Consider the following 16762-nt stretch of genomic DNA (forward strand, 5'->3'; position numbering starts at 1 on the left):
GGATGTCCGAGTTGCCCGCCGCACTGCCACCCTCCGATCCACTCGCCACCCTCAACGCGGCCTTCCGCGAGGCCTACGCGGCGCGCCGGGAGGCCGTCCTCGGGCGGATGGGCCCCGTCATCGCCCAGATCGACGACCTGCTCATCCTGCGCATGCGGGGCGAGCGCCACGAGGGCCCCGCGCGCACCCGGCGCTACCACGAGTTCAAGTCGCTCGCCCACCTGCCCCTCGCCCTCTACGTGCTGCTGTCGGGCCAGCGCGGCGTGCTCGACGAGGCCACGTGCGAGCAACTCGCCACCCTGCGGCGGCTCGTCACCGACACCGAGGCCAGCCTCGCGCGGCGGACCTTCTCCCCCGAGGAGCGTACCCGCCAGCATCGCCTCCTGGACCAGGCGCGCGACCTGATCGATCAGGTCCTCTCGAGCGCGACCGTCTCCGCCGGGACGCTCGCCGCCTATGTCCGTGCCCAGGCGCCGGATCTGCTGCGCAACGCCGAGGACGCCGCGCGGGATCAGCTCGAGACCATGCACGCCACCGTCGAGGCCTGGAAGCAGCGGATGACCCCGGAGGAGCGCGACCAGTTGCGCGCGGTGGTCGCCGTCTCGCACATGTCCCGCCCGGGCAACGTGGCCGTGCAGTACTTCTCCGTCACCCTCGGCGAGCGCTGGGAGGGCCGCTTCGACCAGGAGGGGCTCGACCCGGGCAAGCGCGTGCTCGCGGCCGAGACGACCTTCGACGAGGAGGCCTCCTTCGCGCTGCTGGCCACCCACGTGCTCGACGCCAACGTGGGCACCCGCTTCTTCGGCGAGGAGTCGCGCATGTCTCGCGACGCGCTCGCGGACGCCGCGGAGCGGCTCCTGGCGAGGATGTTCCACCGGGAGCCCGCGCCCCCCTCACCACCCATCGACGCCTAACGCCCCGGAGGGGCACCGATGATCTGGTGGACCACCGCCAGCAAGGGCGCCAACCGGAAGGGCTTGGGCAGGAAGGCGGCACACGGCAGGTGCCGCCAGAAGCTCGGGGGCGCCGAGCTCATGAGGACCACGGGGATGTCACGCAGCTCGGGCGCCTTCTTCATGGCGTCCAGCATCTCGGGTCCATTCATCAACGGCATCATGTAGTCAGCGAGCACCAGCGAGGGACGCTCCACCGCCATGCGCTCCAGCGCCTGGCGTCCGTCGAACGCCACCATCGTCGGGTAGCCCTCGTCCTGGAGCAGATCCCGGATGGTTTCGACCATGCCGAATTCGTCATCGACGATGAGGATGGGCCCCATGCCTATTGGCCCCGATGCATCGGGACCCGTGCCTGTCCCGTCAGGAGTTGCTGCCCGTCCTCGATGATCTCACCCACGACCAACCCCTTTTCCCCGATGAGCAGCTCGCGGAAGGAGTGATCGTAGTCGCTGTTGCGGACCTTCATGGCGCAGATGAAGCGGCGCAGTTGGGAGCGCAACTCGACGGAGCGCAGATAGAGGATGTTCTCCGCCACCAGGGACAGACCCTGGAGTGGAAACTTCAGCTCCGGACCAAAGGCGGCTGGCGTCTCGGCCGTGTAGATCAACGTCACGTCCCGCTGGCGGCACTCGTTGACGAGCGCCGCCAGGAAGCGCGTGACTCGACCCCGCTGGGCGCTGGCCTTCTGCAGCCCGTCGTACCCATCGAGGAAGAGCCTGCGCACACCCCGCTCGCGGACGAGGGACAGCAACTGCGCTCCGAGCTTGTCGAGGACGTTCTCCAGGGGTGGATGGTAGCTGATGACGAGCTCACCGCTCTCGATCAAGGGCTCGAGTTGCAGACCCACGCCACGCGCCTGGACCTGCATGCGCTCCGGAGAGTCGTAGAAGGCGAAGTGGTGGCCGAGCTCGCCCTGGCGTGCCCCCTGCGCGAGGAAGTTCACGCCCAGCAGCGTCTTGCCGCTGCCCGGCGGGCCATACAGCAGGGTGGAGGAACCGGACGGAATGCCCCCGTGCAACATCGCGTCCAGCCCGGCGATGCCGAAGGCGCACCGCGTGTGGCCCGAGGGGGTAGCAGGGGCGAGATCCTCGCGCGGAAGCGACTCCAGGCGGGGGTAGACGACGAGCCCGTCGGAGGTGATGTCGAAGCTGTGCCATCCGAGCAGGTGCGCGCTGCCTCGGAACTTGCGCACGTCCAGCTCCCGGAGCATGCGCGCGCCCAGCGTGCGCTGTCGCAGCACGATCAACCCATCCACCATGGTGTGCTCGGCGCGCAGCCCCTTGCCACCGCCCGTGGTGAGGATGAGGGTGGTACACCCCAACAGGTTCGTCACCACCTGGAGGTTGTGGATGAACTTCTTGAGCGCCTGGGGAGACGGGGCCATCTCCTCGGCGGCCACCAGGCCGTCGAGCACGAGCAGCGAGGCGTTGCGGGCCTTGATCTCCTTGCGGAGGAGCGCGAGCAGCGCATCCAGTCCGCCCTGCTCCAGCACGTTGAACGCGCTCACGTACGTGGCGCTCTGCCCGACGCGGGAGGCATCGAAGAACGAGAGCGGCTCGAGGTTGGAGATCAGATCCGTGTGCGACTCGGCCAGCAAGGTGACGTACAGCACCCCGTGTCCCTGCCGGATGTGGTGGAAGCAGGTCTGATTGGCGAGGATCGTCTTTCCCGCGCCCGGCAGCCCCATCAGCATGTAGGTCCGGCCCCGGAGGAACCCTCCGTGCAGCACCGTGTCGAGGCCCGGAACACCCGTTGAAATCCGCTCATGAGGACCTGGACCGTGCTCTGTCATCACTCGTTCTCTCCTCCACCGCAGACTAACGGCCAGTGTTCGGTGCGTGCGTAGCTGGAACGGGATTCGCGCGCCAGCGTCATCTGCCGAACTTCCCTCTTCCGCTCGCGGCCCCTGGTTCCCGCGCGGCTGGTAATCGGGTCCGTGGCCGCACCCGCCGCACCCGCCACACCCCACTGCCCTCGAGGAGCCGCGCATGTCCGGTCCACTGAGTGATTCGGAGCTGGAGAAGCTCGACGCCTACTGGCGCGCCGCCAACTACCTCTCCGTGGGGCAGATCTACCTCAAGGACAACCCACTGCTCACGCGCCCGCTCGTGCTGGACGACATCAAGCCCCGGCTGCTCGGGCACTTCGGCACGACGCCCGGGTTGAACTTCATCTACGTCCACCTCAACCGCATCATCCGGCTGAACCAGGCCAACATGATGTATGTGATTGGCCCCGGACATGGCGCCCCCGGCATCATCGCCAACACCTTCCTCGAGGGCTCCTACACGGAGACCTATCCCAACATCGAGCGCAACACCGATGGGGTGAAGCGGCTGTTCCGCCAGTTCTCCTGGCCCTACGGCGTGCCCAGCCATGACTCGCCGGAGGTGCCCGGCTCCATCAGCGAGGGCGGCGAGCTGGGCTACAGCCTGCTGCACGCCTACGGCGCCGCCTTCGACAACCCGGACCTCCTCGTCGCCTGCGTGGTGGGAGACGGCGAGGCCGAGACGGGCCCACTGGCGGCGAGCTGGCACTCCAACAAGTTCCTCAACCCCATCTCCGATGGCGCGGTGCTGCCCATCCTCCACCTCAACGGCTACAAGATCGCCAACCCCACGCTGCTCGCGCGCATCGACCCGGACGAGCTCGAGGCCCTCTTCCGCGGCTACGGCTACCACCCCTACGTCCTGGAGGGAGAGGATCCGCGCACGATGCACCAGCGCATGGCCGAGGTGCTCGACACCCTCTACCGGGAGATCCGCGACATCCAGCGCGAGGCGCGCGAGAACAACGACCCCACCCGACCCCGCTGGCCCATGTTGATCCTCCGCACGCCCAAGGGCTGGACGTGCCCCGCCGTGGTGGACGGCAAGCCGGTGGAAGGCACCTGGCGCGCCCACCAGGTCCCGCTCGACGAGGTGCGCACCAACCCCGAGCACCTGAAGCTGCTCGAGCAGTGGCTGCGCAGCTACAAGCCCCACGAGCTGTTCGACGAGCACGGCACCTTGCGCGAGGAGCTGGCGGAGCTCGCGCCCAAGGGGCGGCTGCGCATGGGCGCCAATGCCCACGCCAACGGCGGACAGCTCCTGGTGCCGCTCGTGCTGCCCCACTTCCGCGAATACGCCGTGGAGTGCGGCACGCCGGGCTCCCACCAGGTGAGCGCGACGAGCGTGCTGGGCAAGTACCTGCGCGACGTCATGCGCCGCAATCTCCCCCAGCGCAACTTCCGCATGTTCGCGCCGGACGAGAACGCCTCCAACCGCCTGCAGGCCGTCTACGAGGCGAGCGGCAAGCGGTGGAATGCCCGCTACGAGGACGTGGACGAGTCGCTCTCCGTGGAGGGCCGGGTGATGGAGGTGTTGAGCGAGCACCTGTGCCAGGGATGGCTCGAGGGCTATCTGCTCACCGGACGCCACGGCTTCTTCTCCTGCTACGAGGCGTTCATCCACATCGTCGACTCGATGTTCAACCAGCACGCCAAGTGGCTCAAGTCCGCCAGGGAGCTGGCGTGGCGCAAGCCCATCGCCTCGATGAACTACCTGCTCAGCTCCCACGTGTGGCGCCAGGATCACAACGGGTTCTCCCATCAGGATCCCGGCTTCATCGACCACGTGGCCAACAAGCGCGCCGACACGGTCCGCATCTACCTGCCCCCGGACGCCAACACGCTCTTGTCCGTGGCGGACCACTGCCTGCGCACGAAGGACTACGTGAACGTCATCATCGCGGGCAAGCAGGCCGCCCCGGTGTGGCTCGACATGGAGAGCGCGGTGCGCCACTGCGCCGCGGGCATCGGCATCTGGGAGTGGGCGGGCAACGAGGCGGGAGGCGAGCCGGACGTGGTGATGGCCTGCGCGGGCGACGTGCCCACCCTGGAGACGCTCGCCGCGGTGACGGTGCTGCGCGAGTGGGCACCGGAGCTGAAGGTCCGCGTCGTCAACGTCGTGGACCTCTTCACCCTGGAGCCCGTCGGCAACCACCCCCACGGGCTGAACGACGAGGACTTCGACCGGCTCTTCACCCGGGACAAACCCGTCGTCTTCGCCTTCCACGGCTACCCCACCATCGTGCACAAGCTCACCTACAACCGGGCCAACCACGGCAACATCCACGTCCACGGCTACAAGGAGGAAGGCACCACCACGACCCCCTTCGACATGACCGTGCTCAACAAGATGGATCGCTACACGCTGGCGTTCGACGCGATCCGCCACTCCCGCCCCACCGTCCACCGGGTGAAGGACGCCGAGCAGCGACTGTCGGAGGTCCTCCAGCGGCACAAGCTCCACGTCTCCGAACATGGCGAGGATCTACCGGAGGTGCGCGACTGGAACTGGACCGCGCGATGAACGGCCCCCTGCTGGTCATCAACAGTGGCTCGTCCTCGCTGAAGTTCGGCGTGTATGCGCACCGCGAGGGCCATGAGGCCGTGCTGTTCAAGGGCACGGTGCGGCACATCGGGGGCGAGCGGGGCACCCTGTCCCTCCAGGACGCCCACGGACAGAAGGTGTTCGAGAAGTCCGCGCCCTACCCCACCCAGCGCGAGGCGTTCGATCGGGCCATGGATCGGCTGGAGTCCCTCGGCCACACCTCCCCCGTGGCGATCGGCCACCGCGTCGTCCATGGAGGGCCGCACCTGCGGGAGCATCGGGCGCTCACCGGGGAAGTGCTTCACACCCTGGAGACGACGACGCACTTCGCACCCCTTCACGTGCCGCCAGCGCTCGAGTTGATCCACCACGCGCGCGAGCGCTACCCGTCCGTGCCCCAGTTCGCGTGCTTCGACACGGTCTTCCATCGCACGCTGCCCGAGGAGGCGGCGGTCTTCCCGGTGCCGCGCCAGTACCGGGACCAGGGCGTGGAGCGCTACGGCTTCCACGGGCTCTCCTACGAGTCCATCGTGGAGCGGCTCAAACCCCGCGTGCCCGAGCGCACCGTCGTAGCGCACCTGGGCAGCGGAGCCAGCCTGGTCGCGCTCCGGCACGGCATCTCCGTGGACACCACCATGGGGTTCACCCCCACGGGCGGCATTCCCATGGGCACGCGCACGGGCGATATCGACCCCGGCGTGCTGCTCTGGCTGCTGCGCCAGGGCCACGTGGATGCCGAGGGGCTCGAGTCCCTGGTGAACCACGACTCGGGGCTCAAGGCGCTCTCTGGAGGGACGAGCGACATGTCCGAGCTCACGCGGGCCGCGGGGTTCGGGGATGCGTCGGCGGCGCTGGCGCTCTCGGTCTTCGTGCGGAGCATCGCCAAGACGATCGGGGCCTATGCGGCGGTGCTCGGCGGAATCGACCTGCTCGTCTTCACGGGAGGCATCGGCGAGAACAGTCCCATCGTGCGCCAGCGCGTCTGCGCGATGCTCGGCCACCTGGGACTGGTGCTCGACGACGCCCGCAACCGGGATGGCCAGGGAGTCATCTCGGCGCCCGGCTCGCGTGGGACGATCCAGCTCCTCCCGAGCGAGGAGGAGGAGCAGATCGCCCGCCATACGCGCCGGCTGATGCGGGCATGAGGGCGCCGGAAATGACGCACGAGAACAAGCCGGCACCGCACCTCGGAAGGCCCGCCCCACCTGATCGCCCACTCTGAAAGGAAGCAGCCAGGAGACGTGAGGCCGTGTTACCTTGGACGCTCGGCTTTCGAGATGGAGGTCATGGGCGTGAGGTCGCGGTGAAACCATCAGGGGACGATGCCGTCCGGTCGAAAGGCTTCATCCTTTGGTTCACGGGCCTGTCCGGCGCGGGCAAGAGCACGCTCTCGGTGGAAGTCGGCCGCAGACTGGTGCCCAGACATTCCGTGGACATCCTCGATGGGGATGAGATCCGCAACTTCCTCTCGCGCGGGCTGGGTTTCACCCGGCCGGATCGCGAGGAGAACATCCGGCGGATCGGCTTCGTGGCGCGGCGGCTCGCCAGGCATGGCATCGCGGTGCTCTCCGCCGCCATCTCTCCGTATCGCGACTCGCGCGACGAGGTGCGGCGGCTGGCGGCCGAGGAGGGCATCCCCTTCCTCGAGGTGTACATGCAAGCCAGTCTGGAGGTCCTCATCCGTCGAGACGTGAAGGGGCTCTACAAGAAGGCCCTGGCGGGTGAGATTCCCCACTTCACGGGCATCTCGGATCCATACGAGCCGCCCGAGTCTCCCGAGATCTTGATCCGCAGTGATTCGGAGAGCGTGGACATGAGCGTGGCCCGCGTCCTCGCGGTTCTCGAGGAGCAGGGGCTGACCTCACCGGCTCGATGAAGCCTGTCCGCTGGGACGCCCTGCCCGAGCAACCAGACGAGCCCAGGATGCCCGCTCGCCTCTCTCCGAGGTGTCGGACACCACCCGGCGAGTCGCCTGAAATCCAGGCGAGGGGGTGTCAGTCGTCTCCCCGATGAACACCCTGTCCGGAGAGATGAGGCCCGCGACCCCGCTCCCTTTCGTGCGTGTGCTCACCTGGGCCTGTCGGGGCGGGCTCTGCGCCTTCATCGGGCTCTACACCCTGTGTGCCGTGCTCAACATGCAGTTGGGCTATCAGGGCAACGAGAACACCGAACTCACCGCACTGGTGTGGCGGGAGTGGCGGCACGTGGTGTTGGGGCAGGTGGCCCGACTGCTCACGGCCCATACGGTGCTGGGGCTTCTCGCGGGGCTCTGCCTGGGGCTGGGCGCGTGGGGCGTGGGTGTGAGGCGTTGGAGCGCGGCCTTCCTGTGGGGACTCGGTGGAAGCCTGCTCCTCGCGCTGCTCGCGCTCCTGGGGGACATGGCCCATCACCCCCACCTCTATGCCGCCACGCTCTACACACGCGCGGAATGGACACGGACCCTGCTGCTGGCTGTCAGTCAGACGTCTCCCGCCCCCTGGCGGGCCCTGGCCGCGCTGCTCATCACGCTCGCCCCCGTGTTGGCGCTCTGGCGCCTCGGGAGGGAGCGTCGAGGCGAGGTCCGGACGCCGCGGCGCGCGCCAGCCGCGCTGAAGCCCTTGGGGGTGGCCGTCCTGGGCGCGCTCCTCGTGGGCCTGCTGCTCGCGTGGAACCCTGGCCCCGCGCCCTCCTCCGAGAGGCCCCGGCGCCCCAACCTGCTCATCCTCGCCTCGGATGGGCTGCGGCCGGATCACCTCTCGGGCAACGGTCATCCCCGCCCGACGTCGCCTCACATCGATCGGCTCATGCGCGAGGGCAGTCATTTCGAGGAGACACTCGTGCAGATTCCGCGCACGGGGCCCTCGTGGACGACGCTGCTGAGCTCGCAGTGGGCGGGCCAGCACCCCATCCGTCACACCATGGTGGGCCCCGAGGCGCGCACTCAATCCTTTCCCACGCTCGCCACCGCGCTGCGCGAGGCGGGCTGGCGGACGGAGGTGCTGTCCGACTACGCGGGCGACGTCTTCTCGCGCCTGCCGCTGGGCTTCGAGCACGTGAGCGCCCCCGCCTTCAACTTCCCCGAGCTCATCCGCCAGCGCATGCTCATCACCCAGGTGACGCTGCTGCCGTGGACCGCGCTCGTGCCCTCGTTCTTCCCCGAGCGGCAGCAGCTTCCCGAGCTCACCGACCCCTCCCCGCTCGCGGCGAGCACCCGCCGCGCGCTCGAGGGCTTCGGCTCCGACGAGCCCTTCGCGCTGCTCGTGTTCGCCTCGGTGACGCACTTCCCCTACGCCGCGCCGCATCCGTACGAGGGCCAGTTCCTCGCGCCCGGGGAGCGGGGGCCCTGGCGCTTCGGGGCCACACCCCAGATGGAGGCGCCACGCGCGCCCGCGAGTGACGCGGACAAGGCGGCGCTGGTGGCCAACTATGACGCGAGCGTGCTCGCCTTCGACGCGTTCGTGGGGCGGACGATGGAGGAGCTGGAGCGGCGGGGACTCGCGGAGGACACGCTGGTGGTGGTGCTGTCGGACCACGGCGAGCACCTGGAGGAGAGCGACCGGGGAATGGGCCATGGGGAGCACCTGTGGGGCGGCGAGGCCCTGCGCGTGCCCTTCATCCTGCGCTGGCCCGGGAAGGTGGCGGCGGACCGGGCGGTGGCGGCGCGTGCCCGGGCCATCGACGTGGCGCCCACCCTGCTGGAGCTGCTGGGCGTGGAGTCCCCGGCGAGCTTCCAGGGGCGCTCGTTGGCCTCCCAGCTCATACCGGGGCGGGAGCCTCCCGCACTGGAGGAACTGCCCGCGCTCATCGAGACGGACCTCTGGTTCTCGGATCGGGATGGCCAGCGCTACCAACGATTCCGCCTGCCCTACCCCTGGCTCTACGAGACCATGAGGGCGGAGCCCGGCACGGGGGACCTCTCGCTCGAGCCCGAGTGGGAAGAGCCGGTGGAGCGCGCCAGACACCGGGGTCTCTACCTGGGCCGCTGGAAGCTGCTGGAGCTGCCCACGCGCGAGGGCGTGCGCGTGGAACTCTATGACGTCCGAGCGGACCCCGAGGAGCGGCACGAGGTGTCCGCCGCGCATCCCGACGTGGTGTCCGAATTGCGCGCCCGGCTCCACCGGGAGCGCACCTGGGGTGAGACCACCGAGTCGTATTGACGCTCCGCCACGGGGTGGACGCGGCGGAAATCGAAGCCGTAGACGAGGCGATTCCACCCCCAACCCCGCTGGAGGGGCGCACTGGCATACTCCGACGGCCCCGCCAGGACCTGCCAGGTCCTGACTCGATTGGAGTACGCAGCCATGCGTTTCCGAGCGTGCATCGCACTTCTGCTCTATGTCTCCGCCTGCGCTACGTCAGCGCCCAGCCCACGAGAGCCAGCGGCCCGGGACCCGAGGCTCGCCAACCTCCAGCGGGCGGCGACGCTGCCCTGGACGGATGGGGGGCGTTGCGCCGTACAGGAGGATGCCGAGCCCTGGCCCGTGCTAGCGGAACGGTGCTTTCATGCCCTCGACCATGACCGGATCGAGTTTCACGACATCACGGGACGATGCGCGGTGGCATCTGCTGGCGCCGCAGCCGTGGGGCTCGGGGTCTGCGTCCTCGCGGCAGAGATCGTCGTGGGGGCTGTAATTGTGGCGGGCGTGGTGGTGGTGGGCTTCGCCATCAAAGAAGCCTTGGATACTTAGGCGGAGAAGAAGGGTCGTCCCCAGGTAAGGCCCGTGCCTGAAGCACGCCCCGTGCCAGAAGTGAAGCCCGTGCCTGAAGCGCGCCCCGTGCCCGAAACAAAGCCCGCTCCGCAGAAACCCTCGCCGACAAAAAGGCCCAAGCCGGAGCCCAAAGGACCGAATTTCCCTCCTCTGGAGCCACCCGAAGTCACGGAGCGAGATCGACACTGGTGCGAGCCCGTCCCGGTGCCGCACGAGGGCAAGGATGACGCGCATAACAAGTGCGCCGATCAGTTTCCGCCCAACCGTTATCCCGGAATGGATGTGCTCGTAGGCGGCGTGAGCTTCGATGCGCTGCAAGTCGGCGTGCGTGTGCTGTGGGAAATCAAGACCCATCAATTTGACACATACCCTGACTTTATCCGGAAGCAGGAGATTGAAAAGGAAATGAAGCAATTGGACAAGGAGCGAAACGCCGCGGAGGCATGTGGATATGACTTCATCATTGGGGTGAGCACCCAAGCGCACAAAGAAGCGCTGCTGCAACGGGATCAGACCCTCATTATCGTCGTCACGGGGTGCAAACGATGACTACCCGAAAAACACTCGACATCATCGTCTACGCGCCTGCGCTTGTAGGCAACGACAGCCGCGCGCTCGATAGCGTCCATGGAATGGAAAAGGCGCTCCCCGGCTTGCGCCTGGAGTGGCGGCTCTCCAAAGGCGGGCGCCCCATCGCATTGCCGCAGCGCGACACGTGGCTTGTAGAAAGGATTGAGGATGGGGGATTCCCTCTCGTGTGCAACGGGGACGAGAGTTACCCCGTGACGGTTATGGGAAGGGGAAGATCGGGACTCTTCAGCCCTGGCGGTCAGGCCCTGTTTGAAGTGCATGCAGAACTGCCACTGGACGAGCCCGTGATCGCGTCAGCGGCGGCTGTGCTTGAGGGCACGGCGGAGGGGGCATGTGCAATGTGGGGACGTGCGACACCAGACGACGCTGCGGTGGACATCGCGTATCAGACAGCACCCACGCGGGAAGGGCCACCGTCTCCACGCAGGGGGCTGCCCGCCCTGAAGCTCTTCAAGCACATCCGCTCGCCTGAGATTCCCTATTACCTGGGGTGGCTGAACTATTGGTCTGCCGCTGCCGCGCAGGCCATCGGTTTCCCGGACCCTGCCCGCGACGCCGAGTTGCTCTCGCGCTCACGGCGCACGGCGTCGGGGGGGTGGGTCGTGCAGCTCACCGATGCACCGCTCGACCTGGACAACCCCGCCCACCTGAACGCGCTCAAACGGGCCTACGAGCGCTTCCCGGACATTGGCGGGCGCTCCACTCCTTGAGGTTCGGCACGGCTCACGGTAGCCGTACTCAGGGCGCCGCCTTCTGGCTCGCCGGGAAGGTGACGTTCCCCAGGGTGACGGTGCGCGGCCCGCCTTCCTCCCACAGCGGCAAGGTCGCCGGCGGCCTGACCCCCCAGGCCGCCCAGGTCACGTTCGCGGACTTCACCGGCGATGGCAACGCCGACTACCTCATGGCCGACTTGTCCACCAACGCCATCATCGAGTACTCCTGGGCCGGTGGCGATGGCCACGGCGGATGGATCAACCAAGGCCGAGTTGCCTCCGGCGTTCCCATCCCCTGAGCTCGTCGAGAGGTCTCTTTATCTTTGGACACAGGATGGAACACATGCTCATGAACTCCGTGGTGATGATGGTGCTGCTCGCGACCCCGGCCCAACCGGCTCCGGCCGCGGCCTCGCCGCTGACGTGGAAGGTGACCGGCTCGGATGTGACGTTCGAGATGTCGGCGAAGGATCTGCGCGCCCTGCGTGGCGGCAAGGAGGTGTTCGGTCTGCGCTCGCGTGAGGAGGAATTCCTCTCCAACTTCAAACCCTCTCAAGTGGAAGGAGAAGAGCCTCCGGACATGTCCGATTGGGAGGCCTCCAAGTCCTACGACGTGCTGTCGGTCGTGGGTCCGTGGGTGAGCTACGAGACGTCCAGCGCGGGTTACACGGGCGGCGCGCACCCGTACGCGCACACGACCTACGTCACCACCGACGTGACGAAGAAACCAGATGCCTTCTCGCTGCTCGCCGTGTTCCCGGAGAAGGAGGTGCTCAAGGCCCTCAAGGCGGACCGCTTCGTGAAGAAACACATCTCCGACGAAGAGGCCTTCAAGAAGGCGGGAACCGTGGAGGACATGCTCCAGAGCCTGGAGCCCGGCGAGGACTGTGTAGGCTTCGAGTACGGCATCGACGCGGTGCGGCGCTCGGTGGCGTTCCACCACCTCGAGGGCAACAAGGTCGCCGTGCGCATCGCCTTCGGCTACGCGAGTGAGGCGTGCCGCGGAAACAGTTTCGTGGTGGGCCTGCTGCTTCCCATCCCCGCCAGCCTGAAGCCCGCGCTGGAGCGCGCGGCGAAACGCGAGGAGGGCTTCCTCATGAAGGACGCGAAGGCCGTCCACGCGCCCTCGGTGCAGTTCAACTGGGAGCCACCCCAGGAGAAGAAGCGCTGAATCCCCGCGGTCTCGCGCTGCCCGCTAGATAACGCCAGCTGTGAAGGAAGGCGTTGTTCGTCGTTGCCCCCGAATCGCTGGAGAGCCCCTTGGGCCGGGGTTCCCCTCAAGGTTCGATTGCGCCTCGAAGGCGGGCGGTGATTAAGCTCCACGCCATGCGCGCACTTGCCCTTCTTCCCCTGCTCCTCGGTGTCTCCGCTCGTGCCGAAGCGCCACTCGATGACCTCCTCCAACGCCTGGGCGAGGCGGAGGAGCGAAAACTGGCCGTCCCCGCCTGCCGCACCGTGGAGCACTCGGTCACGGAGGAGCTGGACAAGGAGGGCAAGGTGAAGGGACGGCTGACCCGCAGTTACGAAGTCACCCGCTCCGGAACCACGGTGCTGACACGCAAACGCCTCTCCCAGAAGGAAGAGGGGGACCTGAGCAGCCAGCTCAAGGCGGAGCCGAAGGACCCGCCGAAGAACGAGGACGACAAGGCGAGGTTGTCCCCGTTCCATCCGCGGGCCAGGGCGGATTACCGCTTCGACTCCACACCGGGTCCGAGCGAGGGGTTGGTGACCGTGAAGTTCGCCCCCTCGAAGTCAGACAAGAAACGGATGAAGGGACAGGCGGTGGTGGACACACGGGCCGGGAAGGTGATGACCCTGCGCATCTCCCCGTCCGACATGCCCCCCATGTTGGATGAGTTGCAGATGGACTTCCTGGCCTACACGGAGACCCCGTGCGAGTGGCAGCCCACGCAAATGAAAATCGCCGCCTCGGGCGGACTCCTCCTCTACAAGCTGCGCTTTCGTACGGAGGTGACGGTGACCGGACACCAGAAGGTGGACGGGCCGGGCACCGCGACCGGCGCTCACTGACGGGGGTCGGCCCTCCGCGAACACGTGAGCACGAATCAGCCGCGAGCAAGGGCGCATCAGCTGGCACGACCTGCGGCACAGCTACGGAAGCCACCTCGCCGAGCGGGGGTATCCTCCAAAAGGGTTGGTTTCCCTGCGATAGACTGGACGACCGGGGTCACGTAAGCCGCCATGACCAGGGATTCTACCGTTCGGCAATGAACTGTTGAACTTGGCCAACAGTTCGATAATGCCGCCTTGTCCTTGGTTACACTCAGCCGTTGCGGATGAAGCTGGAGATCAGGTCGGCGCACACCTGCGGCGCCTCGTGCTGCGGACCGTGGCCCATCTGCGGAAACACCATCAGGTGCACCGACTTCGTCTGCGGCGTCAGATCGAACCAGTTCTCCACCGGGAAGACGATTTCCTGATCTCCGGAGATGACCAGCACGGGGAGGTGGGTCCTCTCGAGGAAGTCACGGTAGCCGTCATCATCGACGAAGATATCCTCGGCCCGGGTCTCGGCGAGCATCTTCAAGACGGTGGGCATCGGAATCGCCGGGCTGAGGTCCGTGGTGCGCGCCGCGATGCGGTTGTGCGACGCCTGCGCGGCGGCGCGGGACTTCTGCGACTCCGGATGGAAGAACAGCACGATTTCGTCGTCCAGATCGTTCACCGGCTTCAAGGCGCGCTCGAAGAAGATGGGCTTCGAGCCGAGGCGCACCTTGCCCGGGGGCGTGGTACCGATCAGGATCGTCTTGAGGATGCGCTCGGGGTAGAGGCGCGCCGCCACCTGCGCCGCGATGCCACCCAGCGACCAGCCGCCAATGACGAAGCGCTCGAGGTCCAGCGCGTCGGCCAGATCGATGGCGTCCTGGGCCATCTTCTTGCGCACATAGCTGGGCTCGCCCGTCGACTGGCCAAGGCCGGAGTAGTCGAAGGTGATGACGCGGTGGTGGACCGCCAGCGCATCGAGGAAGGCGGGATCCCATGAGTCGAGAATGCCGCGGAATCTCAGGCAGAGGATGATGGGCACCCCCTGGCCGATGTCCCGGTAGGCGATGCGGCGGCCCTTCACCTCGGCGAAACGGGTGGGAGTATTGACGGCCGTATGGACGGGGGCGGACGTAGTCATGTCTGGGTTCTCCTACACGAGCGGGGGGGGTGATTTCGTCGGGAATGAGTCTTGTCTCTCATTCCCGTGCAAGCGATGGAGCGACTATGACGATTGGCCGTCGCGCTGTCTTTTGTACGGGTGGGTGAGCCGGCCTATACCTTGGTATGGGGCCATCCCCCCTCCGGACCCTGCCATCCCGCGATGGGCAGGGTGAAGACGAACCGTGCCCCGCCGGCGGGGATGTTTTCCGCCCAGATGCGGCCACCGTGCGCCTCGATGATGTTGCGGCAGATCGACAGCCCCAGGCCGAGACCAGCCACCTTGGTGGTGAAGAAGCTCTGGAAGAGCCGGTCGTGATGTTGCGGCGGGATGCCCGGCCCCGAGTCCTCGAGCGCGAAGCGCAGTTCGCCGTCACCCGCCAGGGTCATCAGCTTGAGCCGGGGCCGTGGGCAGCGGGCGCGCTTCATCTCCTGCATGGCGTTGAGCGCCAGGTTGACGACGATCTGCTGGAGCTGCACGCGATCGGCCTCGATGTCCGGCAGGCCGTCGGAGAGTTCGAGGCGCAGCTCGACCTCGTGCGCCATCAGCTCGTGGTGGAGGAACCGCACCGCCTCCTCGATGACCGGATTGGGCGACAGGCGCTGTCGTTCCGAGGTCTTGTTCGAGGCCATGGCGCGGAGGCGGGCGATGATGTCGGCGGCGCGCTTCGCGTCGCTGACCATGTTGGCGTTGATGGCGCGCAGCTCGTCGAGGTCAGGCTCGGGCCGCGAGAGCCACCGCGCCCCCGCCGCGCCATGGGCGGCGATGGCGGCCAGGGGCTGGTTCACCTCGTGGGCAATCGACGCCGTCAGCTCTCCGAGCATCGACAGGCGCGAGGCATGGGCGAACTCGCTCTGCAATTGCCGCAACGCCTTCTGCGCGGCCTCGCGCTCGGTGATGTCGGTCAGCCCCACCAGCACCATGCCGCGCGCCCGCAGCTCGGGGGAGTCGTTGACGGTGAACAGCGTGTTGATCTCCCGGCCATCCAGCCGGTAATGGACCGTCTCCTCCTCGAAGCTGGCCTGTGCCCGGTAGCTGGAGAGCAGCGAACGCCGGATGACCGGGTAGGACGAGGGCGGCCAGAAGCGCGTCAACGGCTGGCCGACCAGCTCCGACCGCTCCCTGGCACCCATGATGCGCACCGCCGCGTCATTGACGTCGTCAATGGACATGGCGTCCATGCAGGTGAGCAGGAAGCCGGGGTGGCTGTCGAAATAGGCGGCGAGGTCCTCGATGCCGCGCGCCTCCAGCTCGGCGAAGAGCGCGCGCTGGCGCGCGGTGTCGATCTGGAACAGTGCCGTCGACATGGCCTGGAAGAGCTGGCGGAAGCGCAGCTCGCTGGCGCGCACCTCCTGCTCCGCCGCCACCCGGTCGGAGATGTCGATGATGCCGACCAGCACCGTGCCTCGCCCATGGTGGCCCGAGGGCCAGCAGACCGTGAACAGGGCATCGATCTTCCGTCCGCCGAGCGTGGTGAGCCGCGTCTCCCGGGACAGATGGGGCAGCCGGTCGAGCGCCGCCAGCAGGCTCTCGGCATAGACGTGGCGGCTCTCCGGCGGCCAATAGGGCACGAGCGAGCCGCCGATGATGTCTTCACGCCTCCCGGCACCGAACAGCGCCACGCTCTTGTCATTGACATCGACCACGCGCGCCACGGCGAGCGTGGCGTCGATGAACTCGGGATGGGCCTCGAAGTAGCCGCGGACGTCCTCGACGCCGCCATGGATGAGCTGGGCCAGCATCTTGCTCACCTCCGAGAAGTCGATTTCCCAGAACGCCGCCGCCATGGCCTGGAACAGGTTGCGGTAGCGGTGCGCCTGAAGTCGGGATTCAAGCTCGATCACGCTCAAGCGAGTGATGTCGCGGCCGTACTCGATGATCGCGGTGGGCTGGCCCTCGGGGCCGCGCAACACCGTCCACCTGACCTCGACACGCCGCTCCTCGCCGGACGCGGTGGTGCGCTTCAGCTCGCCTTCCCAGTGCCCCTGCGCGAACAGGTGCTGCTCGAGACCGGCGATGGTCATCGGGTGATGGGCACTGAGGCGGTCATGGAGGTGGCGGCCCAGCATGGCCTCGCGAGCGAAGCCATAGAGCGCCTCGGACGCCTTGTTCCACATCAGGATGCGGCCGCTCGGGTCGCGGACGATGACGCTCTCGATCGAGCCATCAATGACCGCGCCGAGCAGGCCCGGCAAGCTCCCGACATCCTCCGGCCCGTTTCCTTCCGGCATCAGCCCGCTCCTTGAAACGACGCGGGAGCATGCGCGGGGGGATC

Annotated in this window: 13 protein-coding genes and 2 pseudogenes; 11 read left to right on the top strand and 4 right to left on the bottom strand. The window is 67.5% G+C overall.

Going from position 1 to position 16762, the window contains the following annotated elements:
• The first annotated feature begins 2 nt into the window (after window positions 1-2).
• On the top strand, window positions 3-914 hold the full coding sequence (locus CYFUS_RS30780) for a hypothetical protein (RefSeq protein ID WP_095988470.1): 912 nt from the start codon (window positions 3-5) through the stop codon (window positions 912-914).
• Here CYFUS_RS30780 and CYFUS_RS30785 read toward each other — a convergent pair.
• On the bottom strand, window positions 911-1276 hold the full coding sequence (locus CYFUS_RS30785; RefSeq protein WP_095988471.1) for a response regulator: 366 nt from the start codon (window positions 1274-1276) through the stop codon (window positions 911-913). The two genes, CYFUS_RS30780 and CYFUS_RS30785, sit on opposite strands and share 4 nt — an antisense overlap.
• A gap of 2 nt (window positions 1277-1278) precedes the next feature.
• On the bottom strand, window positions 1279-2748 hold the full coding sequence (locus CYFUS_RS30790; protein ID WP_232536914.1) for an ATPase domain-containing protein: 1470 nt from the start codon (window positions 2746-2748) through the stop codon (window positions 1279-1281).
• Between the two features lie 196 nt (window positions 2749-2944).
• Here CYFUS_RS30790 and CYFUS_RS30795 point away from each other — a divergent pair, with 196 nt between their 5' ends.
• The 10 genes and pseudogenes from CYFUS_RS30795 to CYFUS_RS54665 all read left to right on the top strand — a co-directional run.
• Complete coding sequence (locus tag CYFUS_RS30795; protein ID WP_095988473.1) at window positions 2945-5308, top strand: phosphoketolase; 2364 nt, start codon at window positions 2945-2947, stop codon at window positions 5306-5308.
• Window positions 5305-6474, top strand: coding sequence for an acetate/propionate family kinase (locus tag CYFUS_RS30800; protein WP_095988474.1), 1170 nt, complete (start codon window positions 5305-5307; stop codon window positions 6472-6474). Before CYFUS_RS30795 ends, CYFUS_RS30800 begins: the two co-directional genes overlap by 4 nt.
• A 158-nt stretch (window positions 6475-6632) precedes the next feature.
• Entirely contained in the window at window positions 6633-7205 is a 573-nt protein-coding gene (cysC, locus tag CYFUS_RS30805) for an adenylyl-sulfate kinase (RefSeq protein ID WP_095988475.1), read from the top strand.
• A gap of 115 nt (window positions 7206-7320) precedes the next feature.
• On the top strand, window positions 7321-9465 hold the full coding sequence (locus CYFUS_RS30810; RefSeq protein ID WP_232536915.1) for a sulfatase: 2145 nt from the start codon (window positions 7321-7323) through the stop codon (window positions 9463-9465).
• A 144-nt stretch (window positions 9466-9609) separates the two neighbouring features.
• Window positions 9610-10566: pseudogene (locus CYFUS_RS54660) on the top strand (DUF6310 domain-containing protein).
• Window positions 10563-11318 carry a DUF5953 family protein gene (locus tag CYFUS_RS30820; protein WP_095988477.1) on the top strand — a complete coding sequence of 252 codons (756 nt, stop codon included), beginning with the start codon at window positions 10563-10565 and terminating at the stop codon, window positions 11316-11318. The pseudogene CYFUS_RS54660 and the gene CYFUS_RS30820 overlap by 4 nt, the downstream one beginning before the upstream one ends.
• A gap of 59 nt (window positions 11319-11377) precedes the next feature.
• Window positions 11378-11620: a hypothetical protein gene (locus tag CYFUS_RS30825; protein ID WP_232536916.1), complete on the top strand. Its 243-nt coding sequence runs from the start codon at window positions 11378-11380 to the stop codon at window positions 11618-11620.
• Between the two features lie 44 nt (window positions 11621-11664).
• Window positions 11665-12492, top strand: coding sequence for a DUF4163 domain-containing protein (locus CYFUS_RS30830; RefSeq protein WP_232536917.1), 828 nt, complete (start codon window positions 11665-11667; stop codon window positions 12490-12492).
• 155 nt (window positions 12493-12647) lie between these two features.
• Entirely contained in the window at window positions 12648-13352 is a 705-nt protein-coding gene (locus CYFUS_RS30835; RefSeq protein ID WP_095988479.1) for a hypothetical protein, read from the top strand.
• Between the two features lie 28 nt (window positions 13353-13380).
• A pseudogene (locus CYFUS_RS54665) lies at window positions 13381-13488 on the top strand (site-specific integrase); the annotation flags it as partial.
• A gap of 117 nt (window positions 13489-13605) precedes the next feature.
• Here CYFUS_RS54665 and CYFUS_RS30840 read toward each other — a convergent pair.
• Window positions 13606-14466: an alpha/beta fold hydrolase gene (locus CYFUS_RS30840; protein WP_095988480.1), complete on the bottom strand. Its 861-nt coding sequence runs from the start codon at window positions 14464-14466 to the stop codon at window positions 13606-13608.
• 134 nt (window positions 14467-14600) lie between these two features.
• On the bottom strand, window positions 14601-16718 hold the full coding sequence (locus CYFUS_RS30845) for a PAS domain-containing sensor histidine kinase (RefSeq protein WP_095988481.1): 2118 nt from the start codon (window positions 16716-16718) through the stop codon (window positions 14601-14603).
• Window positions 16719-16762: the final 44 nt, after the last annotated feature.

This window comes from Cystobacter fuscus (assembly GCF_002305875.1).
GTDB lineage: Bacteria > Myxococcota > Myxococcia > Myxococcales > Myxococcaceae > Cystobacter > Cystobacter fuscus_A.